27 protein-coding genes are annotated in these 24444 nt (G+C 68.1%); 19 read left to right on the plus strand and 8 right to left on the minus strand.

Annotation, left to right across the window (positions count from 1 at the left end):
* Positions 1 to 11: 11 nt before the first annotated feature.
* Entirely contained in the window at positions 12 to 1160 is a 1149-nt protein-coding gene (locus MKP05_RS01550) for a ChaN family lipoprotein (protein WP_240566727.1), read from the minus strand.
* 127 nt (positions 1161 to 1287) lie between these two features.
* The gene (locus MKP05_RS01555; protein WP_240566728.1) at positions 1288 to 1758 is read right to left on the minus strand and encodes an aminoacyl-tRNA deacylase; all 471 of its coding nucleotides are present in this window, start codon (positions 1756 to 1758) and stop codon (positions 1288 to 1290) included.
* A gap of 260 nt (positions 1759 to 2018) precedes the next feature.
* Between MKP05_RS01555 and MKP05_RS01560 the strand changes: the two genes are divergently transcribed.
* From MKP05_RS01560 to MKP05_RS01610, 11 genes are all read left to right on the plus strand, one after another.
* Complete coding sequence (locus MKP05_RS01560; RefSeq protein WP_240566729.1) at positions 2019 to 3122, plus strand: heparan-alpha-glucosaminide N-acetyltransferase domain-containing protein; 1104 nt, start codon at positions 2019 to 2021, stop codon at positions 3120 to 3122.
* Complete coding sequence (locus MKP05_RS01565) at positions 3122 to 4162, plus strand: serine hydrolase (RefSeq protein WP_240566730.1); 1041 nt, start codon at positions 3122 to 3124, stop codon at positions 4160 to 4162. Before MKP05_RS01560 ends, MKP05_RS01565 begins: the two co-directional genes overlap by 1 nt.
* A 241-nt stretch (positions 4163 to 4403) precedes the next feature.
* Complete coding sequence (locus MKP05_RS01570; RefSeq protein ID WP_240566731.1) at positions 4404 to 5480, plus strand: TRAP transporter substrate-binding protein; 1077 nt, start codon at positions 4404 to 4406, stop codon at positions 5478 to 5480.
* A 68-nt stretch (positions 5481 to 5548) separates the two neighbouring features.
* Positions 5549 to 6139 carry a TRAP transporter small permease gene (locus tag MKP05_RS01575; protein ID WP_110281690.1) on the plus strand — a complete coding sequence of 197 codons (591 nt, stop codon included), beginning with the start codon at positions 5549 to 5551 and terminating at the stop codon, positions 6137 to 6139.
* A 3-nt stretch (positions 6140 to 6142) separates the two neighbouring features.
* Entirely contained in the window at positions 6143 to 7426 is a 1284-nt protein-coding gene (locus tag MKP05_RS01580; RefSeq protein ID WP_110281689.1) for a TRAP transporter large permease, read from the plus strand.
* 15 nt (positions 7427 to 7441) lie between these two features.
* The gene (locus MKP05_RS01585; protein ID WP_240566732.1) at positions 7442 to 7954 is read left to right on the plus strand and encodes a gluconokinase; all 513 of its coding nucleotides are present in this window, start codon (positions 7442 to 7444) and stop codon (positions 7952 to 7954) included.
* Positions 7955 to 8055: 101 nt separating this feature from the next.
* Positions 8056 to 9051 carry a gluconate operon transcriptional repressor GntR gene (gene gntR, locus MKP05_RS01590; protein ID WP_240566733.1) on the plus strand — a complete coding sequence of 332 codons (996 nt, stop codon included), beginning with the start codon at positions 8056 to 8058 and terminating at the stop codon, positions 9049 to 9051.
* 149 nt (positions 9052 to 9200) lie between these two features.
* On the plus strand, positions 9201 to 10178 hold the full coding sequence (locus MKP05_RS01595; RefSeq protein ID WP_240566734.1) for a metal ABC transporter solute-binding protein, Zn/Mn family: 978 nt from the start codon (positions 9201 to 9203) through the stop codon (positions 10176 to 10178).
* A complete protein-coding gene (locus tag MKP05_RS01600; protein ID WP_240566735.1) occupies positions 10175 to 10981 on the plus strand; it encodes a metal ABC transporter ATP-binding protein in 807 nt (268 codons plus the stop codon). The genes MKP05_RS01595 and MKP05_RS01600 overlap by 4 nt, the downstream gene beginning before the upstream one ends.
* Positions 10981 to 12192 (plus strand): metal ABC transporter permease, encoded by a 1212-nt coding sequence (locus MKP05_RS01605; RefSeq protein ID WP_240566736.1) that lies wholly within the window; start codon positions 10981 to 10983, stop codon positions 12190 to 12192. Before MKP05_RS01600 ends, MKP05_RS01605 begins: the two co-directional genes overlap by 1 nt.
* Positions 12189 to 13112 carry a metal ABC transporter permease gene (locus MKP05_RS01610; RefSeq protein ID WP_240566737.1) on the plus strand — a complete coding sequence of 308 codons (924 nt, stop codon included), beginning with the start codon at positions 12189 to 12191 and terminating at the stop codon, positions 13110 to 13112. Before MKP05_RS01605 ends, MKP05_RS01610 begins: the two co-directional genes overlap by 4 nt.
* A gap of 130 nt (positions 13113 to 13242) precedes the next feature.
* On the opposite strand, the gene MKP05_RS01615 is transcribed toward MKP05_RS01610, so the two are convergent.
* On the minus strand, positions 13243 to 14637 hold the full coding sequence (locus MKP05_RS01615) for an aminotransferase-like domain-containing protein (RefSeq protein ID WP_240566738.1): 1395 nt from the start codon (positions 14635 to 14637) through the stop codon (positions 13243 to 13245).
* Positions 14638 to 14735: 98 nt separating this feature from the next.
* Between MKP05_RS01615 and MKP05_RS01620 the strand changes: the two genes are divergently transcribed.
* Entirely contained in the window at positions 14736 to 15338 is a 603-nt protein-coding gene (locus MKP05_RS01620) for a LysE family translocator (RefSeq protein ID WP_240566739.1), read from the plus strand.
* A 27-nt stretch (positions 15339 to 15365) separates the two neighbouring features.
* On the opposite strand, the gene MKP05_RS01625 is transcribed toward MKP05_RS01620, so the two are convergent.
* Both MKP05_RS01625 and MKP05_RS01630 read right to left on the minus strand, forming a co-directional pair.
* Positions 15366 to 15773: a RidA family protein gene (locus MKP05_RS01625; RefSeq protein WP_240566740.1), complete on the minus strand. Its 408-nt coding sequence runs from the start codon at positions 15771 to 15773 to the stop codon at positions 15366 to 15368.
* A gap of 188 nt (positions 15774 to 15961) precedes the next feature.
* Complete coding sequence (locus MKP05_RS01630; RefSeq protein ID WP_240566741.1) at positions 15962 to 16909, minus strand: threonine ammonia-lyase; 948 nt, start codon at positions 16907 to 16909, stop codon at positions 15962 to 15964.
* Positions 16910 to 17136: 227 nt separating this feature from the next.
* Between MKP05_RS01630 and MKP05_RS01635 the strand changes: the two genes are divergently transcribed.
* From MKP05_RS01635 to MKP05_RS01660, 6 genes are all read left to right on the plus strand, one after another.
* The gene (locus MKP05_RS01635) at positions 17137 to 17379 is read left to right on the plus strand and encodes a type II toxin-antitoxin system Phd/YefM family antitoxin (protein ID WP_110281681.1); all 243 of its coding nucleotides are present in this window, start codon (positions 17137 to 17139) and stop codon (positions 17377 to 17379) included.
* The gene (locus tag MKP05_RS01640; RefSeq protein WP_240566742.1) at positions 17376 to 17639 is read left to right on the plus strand and encodes a Txe/YoeB family addiction module toxin; all 264 of its coding nucleotides are present in this window, start codon (positions 17376 to 17378) and stop codon (positions 17637 to 17639) included. Before MKP05_RS01635 ends, MKP05_RS01640 begins: the two co-directional genes overlap by 4 nt.
* 216 nt (positions 17640 to 17855) lie before the next feature.
* A complete protein-coding gene (locus MKP05_RS21700; RefSeq protein WP_338072336.1) occupies positions 17856 to 17987 on the plus strand; it encodes an AraC family transcriptional regulator in 132 nt (43 codons plus the stop codon).
* Between the two features lie 97 nt (positions 17988 to 18084).
* Positions 18085 to 18459, plus strand: a complete 375-nt coding sequence (locus MKP05_RS01650; protein ID WP_240566744.1) for a YciI family protein — start codon at positions 18085 to 18087, stop codon at positions 18457 to 18459.
* Positions 18456 to 18809, plus strand: coding sequence for a DUF1428 domain-containing protein (locus MKP05_RS01655; RefSeq protein WP_240566745.1), 354 nt, complete (start codon positions 18456 to 18458; stop codon positions 18807 to 18809). Before MKP05_RS01650 ends, MKP05_RS01655 begins: the two co-directional genes overlap by 4 nt.
* A gap of 230 nt (positions 18810 to 19039) precedes the next feature.
* Entirely contained in the window at positions 19040 to 19873 is an 834-nt protein-coding gene (locus MKP05_RS01660) for an AraC family transcriptional regulator (protein ID WP_240566746.1), read from the plus strand.
* On the opposite strand, the gene MKP05_RS01665 is transcribed toward MKP05_RS01660, so the two are convergent.
* A complete protein-coding gene (locus MKP05_RS01665) occupies positions 19859 to 20452 on the minus strand; it encodes a LysE family translocator (RefSeq protein WP_110281676.1) in 594 nt (197 codons plus the stop codon). The genes MKP05_RS01660 and MKP05_RS01665 overlap by 15 nt on opposite strands.
* A 360-nt stretch (positions 20453 to 20812) precedes the next feature.
* Here MKP05_RS01665 and MKP05_RS01670 point away from each other — a divergent pair, with 360 nt between their 5' ends.
* Positions 20813 to 23014, plus strand: a complete 2202-nt coding sequence (locus MKP05_RS01670; protein WP_240566747.1) for an OsmC domain/YcaO domain-containing protein — start codon at positions 20813 to 20815, stop codon at positions 23012 to 23014.
* A gap of 74 nt (positions 23015 to 23088) precedes the next feature.
* Here the strand turns inward: MKP05_RS01670 and MKP05_RS01675 are convergent, their stop codons facing one another.
* On the minus strand, positions 23089 to 23241 hold the full coding sequence (locus MKP05_RS01675) for a hypothetical protein (RefSeq protein ID WP_439108962.1): 153 nt from the start codon (positions 23239 to 23241) through the stop codon (positions 23089 to 23091).
* A 46-nt stretch (positions 23242 to 23287) separates the two neighbouring features.
* The gene (locus MKP05_RS01680; RefSeq protein ID WP_240566748.1) at positions 23288 to 24187 is read right to left on the minus strand and encodes a hydroxymethylglutaryl-CoA lyase; all 900 of its coding nucleotides are present in this window, start codon (positions 24185 to 24187) and stop codon (positions 23288 to 23290) included.
* Between the last annotated feature and the right edge of the window lie 257 nt (positions 24188 to 24444).

Here is a 24444-nt window from a genome sequence, read left to right on the forward strand (position 1 = left end):
CGCGGCTGGGGTCATGGCGAGGGGGGCGGGAAGCGGGCGAGGAGCTCCTGCACCCGGCCGTCGCGCCGCACCTCCAGTGGCAGCAGGGTGCCGGTCACCATGCGCTGTATCAGCCGGGTGAGGTCCCCCGGGGCGCTCATGGGGCGGCCGGCCGCGCGCACGATGACGTCGCCCTCCCGCAAGCCGGCCTCGGCGGCCACGGAGTCCGGCCCGACGCCGTGGATCGCCACGCCCTCGGCGTGCTCGCCGATCAGCACCCCCAGGCGCAGGGTCGCGGGCGGTTCATGGGGCGATTCGTCCCCCAGCAGGTAGTAGGCATCGGCCAGGCCCGGCTCGACTGGCCGGCAATCGGCGTCCGGCGTCACCGGCAGCAGGGTGCGGTGGTCGCCGAGGCCCAGGTCGTCGAGCTGGTGCGGCACGCCATGGCCGTGGGTGAGGTGGCCCTGGCCAATCAGGCCTACCACCAGGGTGTCGCCGCCGCCGGCCACGGCCAGGGCGGTGGCCATGGCCCGGTCCCAGACCAGTTGGGCGTCGATGAAGCGGTCCAGGCCGTTATCGTCGTCGCCGGGGTGGCGCTCGTACTCCTCGGCCAGGAATTCCCGGTAGGCCTCGGGCGGCGCCGCCGGTGGCGTGATGCCGAAGCGCTGCGCGTCGGGGACGGCGTCCCAGCCTTCGTCCACCAGTCGCCGACGCAGCGCGTGGTCGACGTTCAGGGCCAGCAGCGGTATCCGTTGCATGCGGGCGAAATGCAGGATCGGGAAGTAGAGCGCCGGGTCGAAGCCCCAGGCGTCATGCCATTGGCTGGCCTCGAGGAAGCCGGCCTCGTCCAGTTTGCCGGCCACCCAGGCGTCCAGGGCCGGCTGGGCCTCGCGGGGCAGCATTTCCAGCCCGATCACCAGACGTGGACGATGGGCGTACAGGCCGGCCAGGGTGTGCAGCTGCCAGCGATGGTGCGCCAGGCGATCGTGCTGTTCGCCGAGCAGCACCACCTCACGTTCGGCCAGCTCGGCCATCAGGGTATCCGGGGAAACGGGGTCGCCGCCGTCCAGGTACCACTGGCCGGTCGCGGGACACCCGTCGGCGGTCGCCGGCGGCGCGAGCCAGGCCAGGGCGAGCGCGCCGCACAGGGCGAGGCCTCGGGCTCGGGAAAGTCGCGGCATGGCACCTCCTGTGGCGGCGGGGGACGGGGCGTTCGAGCTTACCCCAGGCGAAAAGAGGCCGCGATCGCGACGATCGCGGCCATGGCAGGGAAGGCGGTTGCCCTCCCGGCCCCGCTCGAGCCTGGGGTCAGCGCTGTCGGCTGATCTGCCCGTGCGGGATCTCGGCCATCAGGCGGTCGAACTCGCTGCCGCTCATGTGGACCAGGGTCTCGTGATCACCGGCCTCGAAATAGATGTCCGGCTGATGACGCAGCATCTCGTCGAGATAGACCTGCAGGCCATAGGCCTGCCCCACCGGGGTGGTGGCACCCGGGTCGCAATCACTGAAGCGGCTCCGGACCTCGTCTTCCGAGGCGAGGTCGACCTTCTCGTGGAACAGCTGCGACAACTTGTCGAGATCCGCCTCGCAGTCGCTCGGCACCACGGCGACATGGTAGCCGGAATCACCGTGCAGCATGACCGCCTTGGCCAGCTGACTGCCGGCGACATGGGCCTGCTGGGCGATACGACTGGTCGTCACTTCCCGCGGGTGAGTGACCTCCTCGAAGTCGATATCACAGGCCCGGAGGTACTCGCGTATCGTCATCGGCATGGCCATGACATTTCCTCCTTCGGCCGCGAGGGCCGAAAACGACGGAATTGAAGATGCCTCCCTTCGTGTTGAACTCCCCATCTCCAGCATAGCTCCGATGGACTGCGGTGGCATCGGGGCGAACCGGCCATACTCGGGCCGGCGCGAAGGCGCTATCATCGGCCGGTGGGGCAGGGGCGGCGGCTGACGCTGCAAGGCGTCGAGCCGCGGGCCGACGGCGAGTGATCGGACAGCCAGGGAGGTGGCGAGTGCAGGGAAGGGTGGTCATGGCCCGGTTGAGGGCGACCCCGCGATTGCCGGCGGGGCAGGGGCGGATCGAGGCGATCGATCTGGCCCGCGGCGTGGCCATCGCGCTGATGATCCTCAGCCATGCGGTCAGCGGGTTGCTGGGCATCCGCCAGGTGCCCGACTGGGGCATGGTGCCGATCCATCTGCTCACCAAGTTCTCCTCGTCGTTGTTCATCACGGTGTTCGGCATCGCCCTGGCGGTGGCCTTCCTGCCGAAGACCGATGCCCCGGACTGGCCGCGCCGGCGCCTCAAGCTGATGCTGCGCGGCTTCGAGGTGCTGTTCTGGTACAAGGTGCTCACCGTCGTCGAGATGCTGCCGCTCTACTCGGCCCCGGACATCCTCGACACCCTGCTCTACCGGCGTTTCCCGATCTGGGTCGAGATTCTCGGCTTCTATGCCATTGCGCTGCTGTGGTTGCCCTGGGTCCTGCCGCTGTGGCGGCGGCTGCCGCTCTGGGCCCGGTGCGCCGGCCCGCTGCTGGTTGCGCTGGTGGCGGGCTGGCTGGAGCGTCACTTCGCCTTCTGGGGCATCGAGCCGCTCAAGGCGATCCTGGTCGAGGACGCGGACCACTACGCCTGGGGCCAGCTCTCGCGGTTGCCGCTGGTGATGGTCGGTCTGCTGATCGGCGAGGCCGTGCTGTGCTGCTACCGGCGGCCACCGGCCCGGCGCCGCCTGGCGCTAGTGCTCGCCGCCGCGGGAGCCGTCATGCTGCTGGGGTTCGTGGCGATATCGCTGCCCGGCCTCGACGAGGCGCTGGTGGCGGTGGCCTGGAACGTCGGCAAGCACCCGCCGGCGCTCGCCTTCATGCTGTTCAGCCTCGGCGGCGCCCTGGTGATCCTGGCGCTCTGCCTGCTCGGTGGCGAACGCGGGGCGGCCGCCCTCGGGCCGATCACCACCATCGGCTCCGATGCGCTCATGGCCTTCATCTTCCATATCGTGGTGATCTTCCTGGGCTTCCGCTTCCTGTTCGAGGCCTGGCAGGTCTACGCCTATCCGCAGGTACTGGGGATCGGCCTGGCACTGATCCTGGCCACCGCGGGCTGGATCGCCCTGACCCGCTGGATCCGGGAGCGGAAATGATGCGCACGCTCGTCCTGGGCCTCGCCCTGATGGTGCTGCCGCTCCCGGCCCTGGCCGATCCCCCCTGGGCGGCACGGCTCGAGGCGAGGCTGGCGGCCCTGGAGGCCGGGTTCGACGGCGAACTGGGGGTCATGGTCCGGCCGCTCGGCGGCGGTGAGCGCTTCGGCTGGCGGGCCGGCGAGTCCTGGTACCTGGCGTCGCTGATCAAGGTGCCGGTGGCCATCGAGCTGATGGCACGGGTCGAAGCGGGAGAGATGGCGCTGGACGAGCGGCTGGTGCTCCACGAGAGCGACTACGTCGACGGTGCCGGGCCCACCAACTGGGCGCCCCCCGGGGCCGAGCTGAGCCTTCACGAACTGCTCGTGGCGATGCTCACCGTCAGCGACAACACCGCCGCCGACATGCTGATCCACCGCCTCGGCCTCGCGGCGGTCAACCGGCGCGCCCGGCGCCTGGCCGGGGGCGAGGGGCTGGGGCCCATCACCACCCTGCTGGACGTGCGCCGCCAGGTCTACGGGCGGCTGCATCCGGCGGCACGGGCCTTGGGCGGCATGGACTTCATCGAACTGCAGAAACGCCACAGCGATGCCACCCGCCTCGACTGGCTGACCGGGCGCCTGGGGGGTCCCCGCCAGGCGCTGCAGCTGCCCTCCCTGGAGGCCGCCTTCGATGCCTACTACGCGACCGATCTCAACAGCGGTCGGCTCGATGCCGTCGCCGAGCTGCTCGCCGCGCTGGGCGAGGGCAGGGCGCTGGGGCCGGCGGCCAGCGCCCGGCTGCTGGCGGTGATGGAGCGTACCACCAGCGGCGACCGGCGCCTCAAGGCGGGCTTCGGTCCGGGGGTGCGCTTCGCCCACAAGACCGGTACCCAGCGCCGACGTAGCTGCGATGCCGGCCTCGCGACCCTGGGCGAAGGCGCCGACAGCCGCCGGGTGGTGATCGTCGCCTGCACCCGGGGCGAGGCGGATGTCGAGCGTTCGGAACGCCTCCTGGCCGCGATCGGCCGGGCGATGCGCGAGGTCGGGCTGCTGGAGCCCTGACGCCCGTCGCCCAGGGGCTTCCTTCTTAGTCGAAGGTATAAGTCGCTCGGGCGGCATTCTCGTTGACAGTCACCGGAACTCGGCCTAACCTCACCAGTGGTTGTTACCGGTAACATACAAGCATCACGCCTGGGGAAAGTTCACGGCGACATCCTGCCGGTTTCGACGCTTTCTGCTGAACGAGACGCTTGCAGCAGCGCACGATCCCAACAACGTACAACCCACTTTGGAGACACACGCCATGACAGCCATCTGGCGCAGCACGCTCACCCTGGCCGGCGCGGCCACCCTGTCCCTGGGCATCGCCCAGGCCCAGACCCCGGACCTCTCGGACCCGCCCGCCATCGAGGGCGACACCGTCGCCGACCACGGCAGCCACACCATTCGCATGGGCATCGGCCTGGCCGAGTCCTCGCCGCAGTACCTCTCCAGCCAGTACTTCGCCGATATCCTCGACCAGCGCACGGACGGCCGCATCGCCGTCAACATCTTCCCCAACAGCCAGTTGGGCGACGACGTGCAGATGATGGAGATGCTCCAGACCGGCACCCTGGACATGACCTATCCCTCCACCTCGCCGGCCACCACCTACGTCGAGGAGCTGGCGGTCTTCGACCTGCCGTTCCTGCTGCCGACCCGCGAGGCGGCCGTGGCGGTGATGCAGAGCGACGTCGCCCAGTCCATGCTCGACGCCTTCGACGATACCGGCATCAAGGCGCTGGCCTTCTCCGAGAACGGCTATCGCCAGCTCTCCAACAGTGCCCGGCCGGTCGCGTCGCCGGAGGACGTCGCCGGCCTGGATGTCAGCGGCCTGACCATCCGCACCATGGAGAACCCGGTGCACCTCTCGATCTGGGAAACCCTGGGGGCCAACCCCACGCCGATGGCCTTCGGCGAGCTGTTCTCGGCCATGGAGCAGGGCGTGGTCGATGGCCAGGAGAACCCCTGGAGCACCATCCTCACCTCCAACTTCCATGAGGTGCAGGACTACGGCTCCGAGACCCGTCACGTCTACACGCCCTTCATCCTGATGATGTCCGAGCGCACCTGGGACGGCCTCGCGCCGGAATACCAGGCACTGGTGCAGGAAGCCGCCCGCCAGTCGGCCGAGTACGAGATCCAGCTGGCCACCGAGTATGACGACTGGTCGCGCGAGCAGCTCGAGGAGCGTGGCATGCAGATCACCCGCCTCGACGACGAGCAGATCGCCGCCTTCCAGGAGGCCGTGCAGCCGGTCTACGACGAGTGGGCGCCGCGCATCGGCGAAGACCTGATCGCCGAGATCCAGGCGATCGTCGAAGAGACCGCCAACGACTGATCCCTTCCTTCTACTGACTGGGCAGCGGCAGGGGGCATCGGCCCCTTGTCCTGTCGCAGGAGCGTCGCATGTCAACGTCCACTCCCCCGCCCGTCGATCCCGGCGTGTTTCTCGACGACCCCAATCGCGAGCCCCTCGAGCTCGACATCGAGGCGCGCAAGGGGCCGGCGGTCTTCCGCTGGCTGACCGTGATCATGGAGCAGCTGATCGCCGCCATCCTGGTCGCGCTGATCGTTTCCGTCTCGGCCAACGTCATCGGCCGCTCGCTGCTCAACCGCTCGCTGCCCTGGGCAGACGAACTGGCGCGGATGCTGTTCATCTGGCTGATCTTTCTCGGGGCCGCGGCGGCCTTTGCCCGCTTCGAGCACATCGCCGTGGACTTCCTGGTGCGCAAGCTCCAGCCGCGCGGGGCCCATCTGCTCTACATGCTGCAGAACCTGATCATCACCGTCCTGATGGGCATCGTCGTCTGGGGCGGCTACTTGGTGATGTCCCGTTCTACCGGGCGCACCGCCATCCTCGGCGTGCCCTGGAACCTGATCAATGTCTCGCTGGTGCTCTGCGCCGGCTTCATTGCGGCCGTGGCACTGTGGCGTGCCTGGCAGTGCGTGCGGTTGATCCGCGACCCGTCATCTCCTGCATACCGCGGAGGGCACTGAGCCATGTTGTGGATCTTCCTTGCCATCCTGTTTGCCTCCATCACCATCGGCCTGCCGATCGCCTTCGGCCTCGGCGTCGCGGCGGTGGTCATGGCGGTCATGTCCGATATCCCGCTGTCGATCCTGATCGAGCAGTCGATCCGCGGGGTCAACAACTTCCCGCTGCTGGCGATTCCGTTCTTCATCCTGGTCGGCGAGGTGATGAGCGCCGGCGGCATCGCCCGGCGGCTGATGGACCTGGCCGGGGCGCTGGTCGGCTTCGTGCGCGGCGGCCTGGGCCAGGTGGCGATCACCGGCTCGATGTTCTTCGGCGGCATCAGCGGCTCGGCGGTGGCCGACACCGCCGCCACCGGGGCGATGATGATCCCCTCGATGAAGCAGCAGGGCTATTCCGGCCCCCATGCCACCGCGATCAACACGGTCTCCTCGGTGATCGGCATCATCATCCCGCCGTCGATCCCGCTGATCCTGTTCGGCATCGTCACCGAGACCTCGATCAGCCGGCTGTTCATCGCCGGCATCGTGCCGGGGCTGCTGATCGGTTTCGGCCTGATGGTCACCACCTTCATCATGGCCAGCCTCGAGCACGCCGGGCAGACGCGGAAGTTCCGCCTCGACCTGCTGTGGCAGGCCTTCAAGGCCGCCTGGCTGGCCCTGGTGCTGCCGGTGATCGTGATCGGCGGCATCATCGGCGGGGTGTTCACCGCCACCGAGGCCGCGGTGGCGGCGCTGCTCTACTCGCTGGCCATCTCGCTGCTGGTCTACCGCGAGTTCCGCCTGCGCGACCTCTGGGGGATGCTGATCCGCACCGCGCGCCTGACCGGCATGGTGCTGCTGCTGCTGGCCTTCGCCACGGTGATCGCCTGGTTCCTGACCATCAACATGGTGCCCCAGACCCTGGTGCGCCAGGTGCAGGCGATCACCCAGGAGCCGTTCTGGCTGCTGATGATCGTCGCCGGCCTGCTGCTGCTGGTGGGCTTCGTGATGGACCTGACCCCGGCCATGGTGATCATGGCCCCGATGCTGACGCCGATCGTCACCTCGGTGGGGGTCGACCCGGCCTACTTCGGCGTGCTGATGGCCTTCATCCTCGGCATCGGCCTGCTGACGCCGCCGGTGGGCACCTGCCTCTACGTCGGCTGCGGGGTGGGCAAGGTGTCGATGGAGGCGCTGGTCAAGGCGATGCTGCCCTACTATGCGGCGTTGCTGGTGGTGCTGGTGGTGCTGATCGCCTTCCCGGCCATCGTCACCTGGCTGCCCGACCTCACCGCCGTGCGCGGCAACTGACGACAGGGTGTTCATGTGAAGGATTCCACCTACCGTATCCTGGTGATGGGCGTATCGGGCTCGGGGAAGTCCCTCGTCGGCCGCCTGCTGGCCAGCCGGCTGGGCGTCGATTTCATCGATGGCGACGACCACCACTCACCGGCCAGCATCGACAAGATGGCCAACGGCATCCCCCTGGACGATGCGGATCGCGGCGAGTGGCTCGCGACCCTGGCGGGCTTCTTCGCCGACTACCGGCGCCGCGAGGCGTCGGTGGTGATCGCCTGCTCGGCGCTGAAGCGTCGCTACCGGGACACCCTGCGCGGGGGCGACGGCGGTCTCGCCATCCTGTTTCTCGAGGGCGATCGCGAGCAGCTTCGCCAGCGGCTGGGAAGCCGGGAAGAGCATTTCTTCAGGGGCGACGCCATGCTCGACAGCCAGCTCGGCGACCTCGAGCCTCCCGGTCGTGATGAAGCCGTCGTCGTGGATATCGGCCAGCCGCCGGAGCAGATCGTCGATGCCTTCCTGGAGGCCCTGGAGCGGCGCTGACGGCGGCACGGGGTGTCGACCGGCACATGAATCGTCGCGGAAATTTGGCTATGGTGGTCGGCTTTCCAGACACTTCTCCAGCGAGCGGGGCACCGGATGCCGTGAAGAAGAGACGACCGACCCTCCAGGACATCGCCGACCGGGTGGGGGCGACGAAGATGACCGTCAGCCGCTGCCTGCGCAACCCCGAATCGGTGTCCGAGGGGCTGCGGGAGCGTATTTTCGCCGCGGCCGAGCAGGTCGGCTACATCCCCAACCGGGCGCCGGACCTGTTGTCCAAGGCCACCAGCCGCTCGATCGGCGTGCTGGTGCCGTCCCTGACCAACCAGGTGTTCGCCGATGTCATCGTCGGGATCGAGACGGTGACCGAGCCGGCCGGCTACCACCTGATGCTCACCCACTATGGCTACAGCCCGGAGTTGGAGGAGCGCAGCCTGGCCTCGCTGCTCTCGTACAACGTCGACGGGGTGATCCTCTCCGACAGCCGTCACACGCCACGCAGCTGCCGCATGCTGGAGACGGCCGGCATTCCCTCGGTGGAGATCATGGATACCCATCTGGCGCCGATCCACCAGGCGGTCGGCTACGACAACGTGGCCGCCGCCCGCGACATGGTCGCGGAGATGATCGGTCGCGGTCGCCGCCACATCCTCTACCTGGCGGTGCGCCTCGACGAGCGCACCCGCCAGCGCGAACTGGGCTACCGCCAGGCCATGGAGGCCCATGACCTGGCGCCCCTGACCCTGCAGCGGACCCAGCGCTCCTCCTACAGCGTGGGGGCCGCGCTGCTGACGGAGATCCTCGCCGAGCACCCCGAGACCGACGGCATCTTCTGCACCAACGACGACGTGGCCGTGGGCGCCTACTTCGAATGCCTGCGGCGGGGCGTCCCGGTGCCCGGGCAACTGGCCATCGCCGGCTTCCATGGCCACGACGTGGGCCAGGTGATGTCGCAGCGGCTGGCCAGCGTGGTCACCCCGCGCGAGGCGATCGGTGAGCGCGCCGCCCGCGAGCTGCTGGCGCGCATCCGCGGCGAGGCCCCGGGCGACCCTGTCATCGATCTGGGGTATCGCATCGAGATCGGCGCTACACTCTAGCCGGCTTTAGATATGCGCTCTGGCGATGAGTCCGCTAGTCTGTCGCCATTAGCAAGTGGCGCCCGACACGGTAGGCTACAGGGAATGCGCTTGACGACGCGTCCCGCCGGGGCCAGTCGTTCTGCACACATCACACAAGGAGTGCTCATATGTCGTTTGCTCGCCGTCTCCCGTCGTTGCTTTTCCTGACGGTGCTGCTGGGGCTGTTCGCCGTGCCGGCGGCGGCGGAGTCCGGCCGTCTGAAACTGGTGGCGACGACCGGCATGATCACCGATGCCCTGCGCCAGGTCGGCGGCGAGCAGGTCGAGGTGCAGGGCCTGATGGGCGAGGGCGTCGATCCCCACCTCTATCGCCAGACGCGCCGCGACGTCACCGCCATGACACGGGCCGACGCGGTGTTCTGGAACGGGCTCTACCTGGAGGCGCAGCTGGAGGAGTTTCTCGACCGCCTGGGCCAGCGCAAGCCGGTGTTCGCCGTGGGCGAGGCGGTGCCGGAAAAGGCACGCCGGGCCGATGAGGTGTACCCCGACCAGTCCGACCCCCACGTGTGGATGGATCCCGGCCGCTGGCGGTACGCGGTGCTGGCCATCCGCGACGCCCTGAGCGAGCTCGCCCCCGAGCACGCCGAGGCCTTCGCGCGGCAGGCCGACGCCTACCTGGAGGAGCTCGAGGCGCAGGACGCCTATGCCCGCGAGGTGCTCGCCAGTGTGCCGGAGGAAGCCCGCGTGCTGGTGACGGCCCACGACGCCTTCGGCTACTTCGGCGAGGCCTACGGGTTCGAGGTGCTGGGGATCCAGGGCTTCTCCACCGAGAGCGAGGCCGGCCTGGCGCGGATCGAGTCGATGGTGAACGTGCTGGTGGAGCGGGGGATCGGTGCCATCTTCATCGAGTCATCGGTCTCGGACCGCAACATCCGTGCGCTGATCGAGGGGGCGGCGGCCAAGGGGCACGAGGTACGCATCGGCGGCGAGCTCTTCTCCGACGCCATGGGCGCCAGGGGAACCTACGAGGGCACCTGGCTCGGCATGATCGACCACAATGTCACCGTGATTGCCCAGGCGCTGGGTGGCGAGGTGCCCGAGGGAGGCCGCCTGAGACGTCTCGCCTGGGCGGGGGGGACACCGTGAATCGTGCCACGAGGGTCAGCGAGGAGGTTGCGGCGAGCCCCCTGGCGGTCCAGGGCCTGACCGTCAGCTATGACCACCGTCCGGTAGTCTATTCGGTGGACTACGTCACGCCGCCGGGCAGCATGACGGCCATCGTCGGACCCAACGGTGCCGGCAAGTCGACCCTGCTCAAGGCGGCGATGGGCATCACCCGGCGGCTGACCGGCGACGTGCGCGTCTTCGGCCAGCCCATCGAGCGGATGTCGCGGCACATCGCCTATGTGCCGCAACGCAACAGCATCGACTGGGACTTCCCGGCCACGGTGATCGACGTGGTCACCATGGGGCTGTTTCGCAACCTGCGCTGGTGGCAGTTCACTCGCCGGCATCACCGCGAGCAGGCCATGGAGAGCCTGGCCCGGGTCGGCATGGAGGCCTTCGCCGAGCGGCAGATCGGTCAGCTCTCCGGCGGTCAGCAGCAGCGGGTGTTCCTGGCCCGGGCGCTGACCCAGCAGGCCGAGCTGACCATCCTCGACGAACCCTTCGCCGGCGTGGATGCGGCCACCGAGAAGGCCATCGTCGAGGTGCTCAAGCGGCTGCGAGAGGAGGGCAGGACCCTGCTCTGCGTGCACCACGACCTCGCCACGGTGCGCGACTACTTCGATCAGGTGCTGCTGCTCAACGTGCGCCGCATCGCCGCGGGGCCCGTCGAGGAGGTGTTCACCGAGCGCCACCTCCAGGCGACCTACGGCGGTCGCCTGAGTACCGTCCAGCTGGCGCGTCTGGTCGACGATCAGGTCCCCGTGACGCTGGGGAGCGCGTGATGGAGATCTGGTGGCGCGCCCTGACCTTCACGCTGGGCTACAACACCAGCCTGGTGACCGTCGGCAGCATGCTGCTCGGCGCCGCCGGGGGCATGATCGGCAGCTTCGTGCTGCTGCGCAAGCGCTCGCTGGTCAGCGATGCGATCAGCCACGCGACCCTGCCGGGGCTCGCCCTGGCCTTCATCCTCGCCGGCCTGTGGCAGGGCGACGGCCGCTGGCTGCCGGGGCTGCTGCTCGGTGCCGCCTTGAGTGCCGCCGTGGGGCTCTGGGCGGTACAGACGATCAGCGCGCGGACCCGGCTCGGCGAAGATGCCGCCATCGGGGCGATCCTCTCGTCGTTCTTTGCCTTCGGGGTGGTGCTGATCACCGTCATCCAGTCGATGCAGGTGACCGGCCAGGCGGGCCTGACCGGCTACCTGGTCGGTGCCACCGCCGGCATGCTGGCCGCGGAGGCACAGTTGATCGCGCTCTGTGCCCTCGGCCTGCTGCTGGCGATCTTCGTGATGCGTCGCAGTTTCCTGCTGGTCTGCTTCGACGCGGAGTTCGCCCGTACCCAGGGGGTGAGCACCGGGCGGGTCGACCTGCTGATGCTGCTGCTGCTGATGGCGGTGGTGGTGATCGGGCTCAAGGTTACCGGGCTGATCCTGATCGTGGCGCTGGCCATCATCCCGCCGGTCACCGCACGCTTCTGGACCGACCGTCCGTTGCGCATGGTGGCGCTGGCCGCGCTGCTGGGGGCGGCGGCCGGCTATCTCGGCGTGACGCTCTCCAGCGTCCAGGAAGGCTTGCCGACCGGGCCCTTGATCGTGCTGGCCGCCTTTGCGCTGTTCATGGTCTCCTTCCTGTTCTCGCCGTGGCGCGGGGTGCTCGCCGCGCTGCTGGCCTATCAGCGCTTCCGTCGCCGGGTCCACGTGCGCCAGGGCCTGCTTGCGCTGGCCCGGGAGGAATCGATCTTCGACAACCTGACCCTGAAGCTGCTGCAGCGCCAGGGGTATATCCGCCGCGACGGCGTGGCGACCCTCCCGGGGCGCGCCGCCGCGCGCGACGCCGAGCATGAGGAGCGCCTCTGGGCGCTCTACCGCGAGCGCCACCCGGATGATGCACTGCAGCAGGAGCACTCCGGTTTGACGCCCATCGCGCAGGTGCTCTCGCCGGATGCGATCATGGCGCTGGAGGCCCAGTTGCCGCCGAAACCGGAGGGTGGGCGATGAGCGATTTCATGATGTTCAGCCTGGTGCCGCTGACGGTGGCGGTGGTCATCAGCATGACCTGTGCGCTGCTGGGCAATTTCCTGGTGCTGCGCCGCCAGAGCCTGATCGGCGATGCCATCAGCCACGTGGCATTGCCCGGCATCGTGGTCAGCTTCCTGCTCACCGGCACCCTCGCCTCAACGGCGATGATGCTGGGGGCCGGGGCCTCGGCACTGGTCACGGTGGCGATGATCGAGCTGATCCGACGGCTCGGCCGGGTGGAGATCAGCGCGGCCATGGGCGTGACCTTCACCAGCCTGTTCGCCGTGGGCGTGCTGCTGCTGGAGTGGCACCAGGCCAGTGGGGTGCACCTGGACGTGGAGCATGCCCTCTACGGCAACCTGGAGAGCCTGATCTGGTTCGACGGCACCGGGCCGGCCGCGCTGTTCGACCCCGTGGCCCTGGCGGACCTGCCGCCGCAGCTGGCCAGGGTCGTCTGGGTGGGGCTGGTGGTGGCGGCCTTCGTGGTGGTGTTCCGCCGTCAGCTGATCCTCGGCAGCTTCGACCCGGACTTCGCCGCCAGCGTCCGGGCGCATCCCGCCCTGGTCGACCTGCTGCTGGTGACCATGGTGGCGGTGGCGGCCATCGCCGCCTTCGAGGCGGTGGGCTCGATCATCGTCATCGCCATGTTCATCTGCCCGGCCGCCGCGGCGCGGCTGATGACCAATCGACTCCGCGCCCAGATCGCCTGGAGCCAGCTCTTCGCCGTGATCTCGGCGGTGCTTGGCTACCTGCTGGCGGGGCAAGGCCTCGGCTGGCTGGGCTTCGATATCTCGGTGAGCGCCGCCGGCACGATCGCCACCCTGGCCGGGCTGATCCTGCTGCTGGCCTGCCTGTGGGGGCCGCACCGGCACCGCACCGGTGTCGCGGCATCACCCTGACGGGGGGCGGCCGAGGTTGCCGCCGGTGATCACCACCACGCTGTCGTCGCGGCCGCAGTCTCCGCCAAATGCCGGCAATCAACTCCCAACCTGATGATTTTCCGAAAATATTTCTGGATATTCCTCAGGGTCAGAGGGTTCGCCAGGGCCGCGGGGGTGGCTCGTGCAGGGCCTCGGCAACGATCTCCAGCGCCCGGGCCAGGGCCTCGCGGGAGGCGGCGGCACTGAGGCAGAGGCGCAGCGCCTGGGGCGCCGGTTCGCTGCCCACGCAGAAGGGCTCGGCGCTGTTCAGGCGGACCCCGCGCTGCTCGAGCACCTCCAGCAATTCGGCGCTGCGCAGCTCGCCCGTCAACGGCAGCCAGAGGTTGGCGCCGTGGTCGCGCCCGCGGGGCGAGAAGGCCGCGAGTCGCTCGTGGGCGAGCCGCTGACGTGCACCGAGCTCCTCGGTCTGCCAGGCCAGCAGCCGATCGCCCTCGTCGCTGGCCGCCCAGCGACAGACCGCCTCCACCATCAGCGGCGGCACCATCCAGCTCTGGGCGCGCAGGGCGGTGCAGAGCCGGTCCTGCAGCGGCTCCGGCACCGCGAGGGTGCCGATGCGCAGGCCGCCGGCGAGCACCTTGGAGGTGCTGAAGATGAACAGGGTGCGCTCCGGCGCCAGCCGGTGGAGCGGCGTGCCCCGTTCGGCCTCGGGCAGGTACTGGACGCCGTCCTCGAGGATCCAGAAGTCGTGGCGGCGGGCCAGCTCGGCCAGCCGCTCGCGCTTCGCCTCGCTCAGTACCGCTGCGGTGGGATTGTTCTGGTCCGGCGTGACGTAGACCAGCCGCGGCGGCTGCTGGGCACAGAGCCTGGCCAGGGCGTCGAGGTCCATCCCCGACTCGGTGAGCGGCACGCCGAGCACCTTGAGGTGCGCCTGACGGGCCGCGCCAATCAGCCCGGGGTAGGTGAGGGCATCGGCGGCGATGCGCTCGCCGGGGCGGGTCAGCGCCTGGAGCGCCAGGCTGATGCCGTGCTGGCCGCCCTGGGTCACCAGCAGGGCGGCCGGGTCCGTCGCCATGCCCAGGCGGGTCATCCAGGCGGCCAGCTGCTCGCGATGGGCCGGCACGCCACGCTCGGACTGGTACGCCACCGCACGCTGCAGCAGCTCGGCATCGGCGGCGATGCCGCGCAGCGCCCGGCCCAGGGCGTCGGCCCGCAGTGGGTGGGGCGGCGGCAGGCTCAGGCTGAGGTCGATCATGCCGTCCTCGACCCGGCGGTCGGCCATGAAAGCGACCCTGCCGGGCGCCGTGTCATCCCGCACATAGGTGCCGCTGCCGACCCGGGCCTCGACCCAGCCCTGGCGTTCGGCCTCGGCGTAGGCGCGGGTCACGGTGCCGACGGTCACCCCCAGTTCGTCGGCGAGGCGCCGCTGGGGCGGCAGGCGCTCGCCGGGGGCGAGGTCGCCGGCGAGGATGGCGCCGGCGATGGCCTCGGCGATGCCGCGGTAGCGGGGCCCCTGGTCGGTCAGTTGCGGTGTCCAGATTGTCATGGTGACAATAAAACCTTTGACGCCGATATTGCACCCATTATGCTGAGAAATGTCCGCAATTCCAATCGATTCAATCAAAATTGTATGGGTGCAATGACATGGAAGCCTTGGCATTCCTCGGGCCGGCGGCCCTCTACATGATCTCGATGACCATCACCCCGGGGCCCAACAACGTGATGCTCACCGCCTCGGGCGCCAACTACGGGTTCCTGCGTACCCTGCCGCATATCTTCGGCATCCTCGGGGGCTGCTTCCTGCTCTTCGCCGGGATCGCCCTGGGCCTGGGGCTGGTGTTCGAGCGCTATCCGCTGGTGCAGACGGGGCTGCGCCTGGTGGGCAGCGCCTACCTGCTCTACCTGGCCTGGCGCATCGCCACGGCACCGCCCCCCGACCTGCGGCAGCGGGGCGAGGGGCGTCCCCTCAGCTTCTGGCAGGCGGCGGCCTTCCAGTTCGCCAATCCCAAGGCCTGGGTGATGGGGCTGGCGCTGATGGCGGGTTTCCTGCCCGCGGGCGGCGATACCGTGGTGAACGCGCTACTGCTGGCTGGCTTTGCCGAACTGGTGGGATTGCCATGTATCGCCCTGTGGGCCGGCTTCGGCACCGCCATCGGCCGCTGGCTGAACAGCCCGCGGGCCTGGCGGATCTTCAACGGCGTGATGGGGGCACTCACCGCCGCCTGCGTGATCTTCATCCTCGGCTGAGTGCCCCGGCCGGTCCGGGGCATCGAATCAGGTGGCGTGGCCGTCGCCCTGCCGGCGGCGCCTGGCCATCAGGGTGATCTCGACATGGGCGCCGCCGTACAGGCGCGGCGACTGGGTGCAGGTCCGGGCCGGGTAGCGGTGATCCTCGAAGAACTCGGCATAGACGGCATCCATCATGCGGATCTCGTCGAGGTCGGTGATATGCACGTCGACCCGCACCGCATCGTTCAGGCTACAGCCCACCGACGCGAGCATGAGCTGGATGCGTCGCATCACCAGCCGCGTTTCCTCGCGGATGTCGCCGAGCACCGTCTCGCTGCCCTGGATATCCTCCGCGGTCAGGCCGGAGAGGAAGACATAGTCGTCGTCGATCGCCATGTGGCTGCCCGGGAAGAGCGGCGTGGGCAGGGTGGGGTCGTTGCGATGATCCGGCATGAGGCGCCCTCCGTGTCTCGGGATTCACCGTCACTATAGTCGCTCGGGCGCTTGTCTCACCGCGGCTATACTGGGCAGGCATCGAGCAGGAGGGCCATACCAGGAGCCTGTCGGACTTAACGCTGATCTACTGCGCGAGCCGGTCTTTCTCGCGACGATCGGTCAAGTCCGACAGGCTGCTAGCGGTGTTACAGGAACTCCTCCAACTCCTCGCTGCCCAGGTTGCCGCCGGTGATCACCACCACGATATCGCCCTCCGGCGGCAGCGCCACGGCCTCTTCCAGCAGGGCGGCCACGCCCACGGCGGCACCCGGCTCGGCGGCGAGCTTGGCCTGGTAGAGCAGATGGTGCATGGCGCGGCGGATGGCGGCCTCGTCCACGGCGACGAGCTCGCGGACATTCTGCCGGCTCAGCGGATAGGTGTGCTCGCCGACGATGGCGGCGGCCAGGCTCTTGGCGCAGGTGCTTACCCGCTCTAGCCTTGCCGGGCCACCCTGGGCCCAGGCGTGGGCCATGCTGGCCGCTCCGACCGGCTCCACGCCGATCAGCGAAAGCGCCGGGCGCAGGCTCGAGGCGGCCACGCCGATACCCGAGATCAGCCCGCCACCGCCGATGGGGCAGAGGATCGCCGTGGCCGCCGGGGCCTGCTCGAGCAGCTCCAGGCCCACCGTGCCCTGGCCGGCCATGATGCGCTCGTCGTCGTAGGGGTGCACCAGGGTGAGGCCGTGCTCCTCGACCAGCCGATGCATCAGCTCCCAGGCCTCGTTGATGTCGCCGTGCAGGATCACCTCGGCGCCGAGCTCACGACTGCCTTCCACCTTGAAGGGGCTGGCGTTCTCGGGCATCACGATGGTCACCGGCACTCCGACCTGGCGCGCCGCCCAGGCCAGGCCCAGGGCGTGGTTGCCGGCGGAGACGGCGCCGAGCCCGCCCTCGAGCGCTTCGCGGCCGGCGGTGCGCAGCCAGTTCAGGGCGCCGCGCGCCTTGAAGGAACCGGTGCGCTGGAAGAGCTCGCCCTTGAGCCACACCCGCCGCCCCAGTCGCTCGGTGAGGGTGTGGTCGAGCACCAGGGGCGTGGGGGAGAGGGTGTCGGCGATGCGCGCCTGCGCCTGCTGAAGCCGTGCCAGATTGATCATCTCGCCTCCATGGGGGATCGCAGGACCGTCCAGTCGGCCTGGCTATCCTTCAGTGTAACGTCGCGGCGAGTCGTGGTGTCGATATCGACTGCGGGCTTGGTAGCGAGCCGAAGCCGGACAGCGATGATCCTTGGCTACTGAACTCAGGGATCATGCATGTGTCGTACTATTTGACGTACGTGCGTGAAAGCGTACGCTCATTTTGAAAGCTCAACCGGAGGTGTACCATGCCGACCATGACTGCCAGCGAAGCCCGCGCCAACCTCTATCGGTTGATCGACGAGGCGGCCAGTTCGCATCAGCCCTTGCTGATTTCGGGCAAACGCAACAAGGCGGTATTGATCTCGGAGGAGGACTGGGAGGCGATCCAGGAGACGCTCTTTCTGCTCTCGGTTCCCGGCATGCGCGAGTCGATTCGCGAGGGCATGGCGACTCCCGTTGACGAGTGCAGCGAGGAGCTGGACTGGTGACGTGGCGGCTGGTCTACACCAAGCAGGCCCAGAAGGATGCGAAGAAACTGGCGTCGAGCGGTTTGAAGCCGAAGGCCCAGGAAGTGTTGAACCTGCTGGCCGAAGATCCCTTCCAGAAACCCCCTCCCTTCGAAACGCTCGTCGGTGATCTTTCCGGTGCCTCTTCCAGGCGAATCAATATCCAGCATCGTCTGGTCTACCAGGTCCTTGAGGGCGAGCGGATCGTCAAGGTGCTACGGTTCTGGAGTCACTACGAATAGTCGAAGGCCCCGTGCGGCGGCACGTGGCCTTCGTCGTACTCAGGGCCGGCAGACGAAGTAGTCGTTCATGATGTCGTGCTCGAGCTGGTGGACCCGGATGTTGCGGAAGCCGGCTTCCTCGAGGTAGGCCAGGGCGCGCTCGCGGCCCCACATGGTACCCACTCCCTCGCCGCCCTGGGCCAGCGAGACCGTCACTGGGCCTATTGCGACGCGCCCATCGACGAGGTGGCCGAGCAGGTGGGCTATGCCGACCCGAGCTTCTTCCGCCGCCTGTTCGGGCGCCGGGTGGGCCTGACGCCGAGCCAGTACCGCCGGCGCTTTCGCGCCATGCGATTGCGCCTGCAGTGACGGGGCCGAGCGAAAAGTCCCGACCCCGGTGTCGATTCCTCTGCCCACCGTTCGACCCAGCAGAGGACACCCCGACACACAAGGAGGAGCGAGCCGGATGAAATACGCCGCACTGGTCTATTACCAACAGAGCATCATCGACGCCATGACCGAGCAGGAGTGGCACGACCTCAACCAGGAGTGCCTGGCCGGCGTGGAGCGCCTGACGGACAAGGGCCACTACCTGGGCGGCCAGGCCCTGCAGCCGGTGGGCACCGCCACCAGCGTGCAGGTGCGCAACGGCGAGGTGCTGGTCTCCGACGGCCCCTTCGCCGAGACCAAGGAGCAGTTGGCCGGCTTCTACCTGCTCGACGCCCGGGATATGGACGAGGCCCTGGAGCTGGCCAGCCGGATTCCCCCCGCCCGCTTCGGCACCATCGAGGTGCGCCCGGTGCGGGAACTGCCGCCCAAAGATGAAGGAGTACAGTCATGACATATGTAGATGGATTCGTTGCCGCCGTTCCCACCGCCAACCGGGAGAAGTTCATCCAGCATGCCCGCGACGCCGCGGTGGTGTTCAAGGAGCACGGTGCCCTGAAGGTGGTGGAGTGCTGGGGGGATGACGTGCCGGAGGGCCAGGTCACCTCCTTCCCCATGGCGGTGAAGTGCCAGCCGGACGAAACCGTGGTCTTCTCCTGGCTGGTCTGGCCCTCCCGTGAGGTGCGCGACCGGGCCATGGCCAAGGTCATGGAGGACCCCCGCCTGCAGCCCGACGTGAACCCCATGCCCTTCGACGGCCAGCGGCTGATCTACGGCGGCTTCGAGGTGATCGTCGACGAATAGCCTCGCTGTCAGCGAAAACCTGGCGGGCGCTGCGGGTCTTCGGAAAAGTGCCTGGCCGAGCGGCACTGGCCGGGGGAGGGCCACCTGACGCCCCGCGGCTATACTTGTCGAGCAGCCAAGCGGCGAACCCGAGGGGCAGGCCATGGCCAGCAGCGACGCCTACCGCATCCATCGGCTCAGCGTCGAGGACCCGCCCATGGGGTGACCCCTTGCACCGGAGAACCACGGCCATGACCAACCCCAGCAAGCCCCTGTTCTGGCGCGACCCGCGCATGCCCCATGTGGAGCTGCGCAAGGTCGATGACGGCCGCAAGGTCTGCTATGCGCCGCACAGCCATACCCAGTGGTCGCTGGGCGCCATCACTGCGGGGGAGAGCACCTTTCGCTATCGCGATGACGAGTACCGGCTCCGGGCCGGGAGCCTGGTGCTGATGAACCCGGACTGGGTACACGCCTGCAACCCCATCGACGACCGGCCCTGGGCCTACCTGATGCTGTACGTCGATGCCGACTGGCTGACGCACCTGCGCCACGCCGCCGGCCTGCTCGAGGCGCCGCGCTGGCAGGACATTCCCACCGCGGTGATCGCCGAACCCGCCTGGTACCAGGGTTATTGCCGGATGGCCGCCTGCCTGCTGGACCCGCAGCGCGACCTGCTGGACAAGCAGAGTGAGGTGGTCGAGTACCTTTCGGCCCTGATGCACCACCTGGCCGGCCAGCCGACCCATCCGCGGCCGATGCCGCCGGCCACCCTGCGGGAGCTGGCCGCCTACCTGGACGAGCACGCGGTGGAGGAGGTGTCGCTGGACGCCCTGTGCCAGCGCACCGGCTACAGCCCCGGCCATCTCATCCGCGCCTTCAAGCAGCACTTCAGCCTCACGCCCCATGCCTACCTGATCAACCGCCGCATCCAGTTGGGGCAGCGTGAGCTGAAAGATGGCACGCCCATCGCCGAGGTGGCGCTGAATGCCGGCTTCAGCGACCAGCCGCACTTCCAGCGCACCTTCAAGCGACTGGTGGCCGCCACGCCCCACCAGTACCGCCGGTCGCTACTCGATCAGTAGGTAGACACAGCTGGCGGCAAGCAGGGCGGCCAGGACCCGGTTGACGCTGACCAGGACCGCGGGGCGGTGGACATGGCGGCGCAGGAAGGCCCCGGCGTAGACCCAGCAGCCCAACGACAGCCAGCAGATGGGCAGGTAGAGGGCGGCGAACAGCAGCACCTGCTGCAGGTCGTGGCCGCTGGTGTAGGCCCCGATGCCCGAGGCCGAGGCCAGCCACGCCTTCGGGTTGAGCCACTGCATCAGCGCACCGGTCAGGAAGCCCGGCGCCCGCTGGCTGTCGCCCGCCGGCAGCCGGCCGTCATCCCGGGCCAGCCGCACGCTCAGGTAGAGCAGGAAGGCGACCCCGGCCCAGCGCAGGGCGTCGTTCAGCCCCGGCACCACCGCCAGCAGCGAATAGAGGCCCAGCCCCACGGCAATGAACAGGGCGATGAACCCCAGGGTGGCGCCGGTGACGAAGACCAGCCCCCTGGGCAGGGGATAGCGGGTGCCGCTGCTCAGGCACACCAGGTTCACGGGACCCGGCGAAATCGAGGCCGCCAGGGCAAAGGCCGACATCGGCAGAATCATGGCAAGGCTCATCGTCATCCTCCTGGGTGGCAATGGCCTGAGTCTGCGATGGCGGTCGCTGGCGGTATTGAACGAAATTGAGGTGCCCCGCCCAGCCGGTAGCGGTTCGCGCTGCGGTGAGCGCGTGCGTGTCTGCGGCCCCATCACGATGCGCATCGTTCCCCGGCGGCGGAGTTTCTCGAGGCCGAGGGCATTCCCTACGTGGATGAGTGAGGCCCTTCGCGGCTCGTTGCCGCGAGAGCCGGCCTTGTCAGGACCGCCGGTCGGTAGTTTTTTGTCAAGGGCCGAGACGGACGGCGGCAAAAACGGGATAATGGCGGGTTTTCCTCCATCGCTCTGCCGCCCACGCTCAACCGTTCGGTGCCGTTCCCCATGGAAATCAAAGTCAATTTTCTCGAAAACCTCCGGCTGGAGGCCAAGTTTGACGATTTCACCGTCGTCACCGATCAGCCCATCCGTTACAAGGGCGACGGCTCCGCGCCCAGCCCCTTCGACTACTTCCTGGCCTCCTCGGCGCTCTGTGCGGCCTACTTCGTGCGGGTCTACTGCAACGCGCGGGGCATCCCCACCGAGAACATCCGCCTGTCGCAGAACAACATCGTCGATCCGGAGAACCGCTACAACCAGGTCTTCAGGATCCAGGTCGAGCTGCCGGAGGACCTCTCCGACAAGGATCGGGAAGGCATCCTGCGCTCCATCGAGCGCTGCACGGTCAAGAAGGTGGTGCAGACCGGTCCCGAGTTCCAGATCGAGACCGTGGAGAACATCGACGAGGATGCCCAGGCCCTGCTGATGGCCAAGCCGGAGGGGGAGGCCAGCACCTGGATCGAGGGCAAGGACCTGCCGCTGGAGCAGACCATCGCCAACATGACGGGCATCCTGTCGGATCTCGGCATGAAGATCGAGATCGCCTCCTGGCGCAATATCGTGCCGCATGTGTGGTCGCTGCACATTCGCGATGCCGCCTCGCCGATGTGCTTCACCAATGGCAAGGGGGCCACCAAGGAGAGCGCGCTGTGCTCGGCACTGGGCGAGTTCATCGAGCGCCTGAGCTGCAACTTCTTCTACAACGACCAGTTCTTCGGCGAGGAGATCGCGGGCAGCGCCTTCGTTCACTACCCGGACGAGGAGTGGTTCCAGCCGGGGCCGAACGACGCGCTGCCTGCGGGGATCCTCGATGACCACTGCCGGGCGATCTACGATCCGGATGGCGAGCTGTGCGGCTCGCACCTCATCGACACCAACTCCGGCAAGGTGGCGCGCGGCATCGTCTCCCTGCCCTTCGTGCGCCAGTCCGACGGCGAGACGGTGTACTTCCCCTCCAACCTGATCGAGAACCTCTACCTCAGCAATGGCATGAGTGCCGGCAACACTTTGCATGAGGCCCAGGTGCAGTGCCTGTCGGAGATCTTCGAGCGGGCGGTGAAGAAGCAGATCATCGAGGAGGAGATCGCGCTGCCGGATGTGCCCCTGGAGGTGCTGGAGAAGTACCCCGACATTCTGGAGGGCGTCGAGGCGCTGGAGGCCCAGGGCTTCCCGGTGCTGGTCAAGGACGCCTCCCTGGGCGGTCAGTTCCCGGTCATGTGCGTCACCCTGATGAACCCGAAAACCGGCGGCGTCTTCGCCTCCTTCGGGGCGCACCCGAGCTTCGAGGTGGCCCTCGAGCGCAGCCTGACCGAGCTGCTGCAGGGCCGTAGCTTCGAGGGCCTGAACGACTTCATGGCGCCCACCTTCAACTCCCACGCCGTCTCCGAGCCCAACAACTTCGTCGAGCACTTCATCGATTCCTCGGGGCTGATCTCCTGGCGCTTCTTCAGTGCCAAGGCGGAGGTCGAGTTCGTCGAATGGGACTTCTCGGGCACCAACGAGGAGGAGGCCGCTTGCCTGTTCGGCATCCTCGAGGAGCTGGGCAAGGAGGCGTATGTGGCCGTCTTTGATGACCTGGGCGCGCCGGTGTGCCGTATCCTGGTGCCGGGCTACTCCGAGGTCTATCCGGTGGAGGACCTGATCTGGGACAACACCAACATGGCGCTGGACTACCGGGAAGACATCCTCAACCTCCACGCCTTGAGCGATGACCAACTGGCCGACCTGCTGGAGCGCCTCGATGAGAGCCAGCTCGACGACCATACGGACATCATCACCCTGATCGGCATCGAGTTCGACGAGAACACCGTCTGGGGCCAGCTCACCACTCTCGAGCTGAAGCTGCTGATCAACCTGGCGCTGCAGCAGCACGAAGAGGCGCTGGAGCGGGTCGAGATGTTCCTGCAGTACAACGACAATACCGTCGAGCGCGGCCTGTTCTACCAGGCGATGAGGGCGGTGCTGGAGATCACCCTGGATGACGAGCTGGCGCTGGGTGACTACCTCTGCAACCTCAGGCGCATGTTTGGCGATGAGACCATGGAGGCGGTGGTGGGCTCGGTGACCGGCGAGGTGCGCTTCCACGGCCTGACCCCGACCAGCATGCGGCTGGAAGGCCTGGAGAAGCACCAGCGCCTGATCGAGAGCTACAAGAAGCTGCACGCGGCGCGGGCCGCCAGGGCAGGGATGACGGCCTCGACGGCGTAGCCTTCATTCGCCCGTGATGACAAAGCCCCCGAGCCAGGCGACTGGCTCGGGGGCTTGTCGTTTCTACCGCTGGATTACTTGGCCGCCAGCGCCACGCCGACCTTCGAGCGGTTGGGCCGGCCGATGGCCTGGGTGATCCAGGTGCCGGTCTCGGCCAGGGCGTCGAGGTCGATGCCGGTCTCGATGCCGAGGCCGTCGAGCAGGTAGACGACGTCCTCGCTGGCCACATTGCCCGACGCCCCTTTGTGGCTATAGAGAGTGGGCAGCCGCCGTTCAGCGGCTGTTCAAGGCGACACCTACCTTGGAGCGGTTGGGCCGGCCGATGGCCCGGGTGATCCAGGTGCCGGTCTCGGCCAGCGCCTCGAGGTCGATGCCGGTCTCGATGCCGAGGCCGTTGAGCATATACACCACGTCTTCGCTGGCGACGTTGCCGGAGGCTCCTTTGGCATAGGGGCAGCCGCCGAGGCCGGCCACGGAGCTGTCGACCACCGCGATGCCTTCCTCCAGCACGGCGTAGAGGTTGGCGAGTGCCTGGCCATAGGTGTCGTGAAAGTGGGCGGCGAGCTTGTCCATGGGGATCTCGCGGGCCACGGCCTCGAGCATGCGCTTGGCCTTGAGCGGGGTGCCGGTGCCGATGGTGTCGCCCAGCGAGACCTCGTAGCAGCCCATGTCATGGAGCGCCTTGCTCACTTCGGCGACCTTGGCGGGGGCGATCTCGCCCTCGTAGGGGCAGCCGAGCACGCAGGAGACATAACCACGCACCCGCACGCCCGCCGACTGCGCGCGTTTCAGCACCGGGGTGAAGCGCTCGAGCGACTCGGCCACCGAGCAGTTGATGTTCTTCTGCGAGAAGGTCTCGGAGGCGGCGGCGAACAACGCGATCTCCTCGACACCGCACGTCAGTGCCGCTTGCAGCCCCCTGAGGTTGGGGGCCAGGGCCGCGTAGGTGACGCCGTCGCGGCGGGAGAGGTTCTGCATTACCTCGCAATGGTCGGCCATTTGCGGCACCCACCTGGGCGAAACGAAGCTTGTCGCCTCGATGTAGCGCACGCCGGCCGCGGCCAGGCGGTCGATCAGCTCGAGCTTGGTAGCGGTGGCAATCGGCTCGGGCTCGTTCTGTAACCCGTCGCGGGGGCCGACCTCGACCAGGCGAACGGATTTAGGGAATGTCATCGTTCATCTCCAATCTCTTCAGGGCTTACCGGACCGGTAGCCCGCCGGAGCCGACCTGAGCGATTTCGAATGCCCCGACGATGGTGCCACGTTCGCCGAGAAAATCGCCGAGGCCGCCCCTATGGGGTCAGACCCGAATGGCACTTACTTAAGACGCTGACCGACGCCTAGTCGGTTGATTTACAAGAAAACGGACGATGGAATGCGGTATTGTGTAAGTCGCGAAACCACACACAAACCGCAAACCCATCGCCCGC

Origin of the sequence: Halomonas flagellata, from assembly GCF_022487945.1 — a bacterium.
GTDB lineage: Bacteria > Pseudomonadota > Gammaproteobacteria > Pseudomonadales > Halomonadaceae > Halomonas > Halomonas flagellata.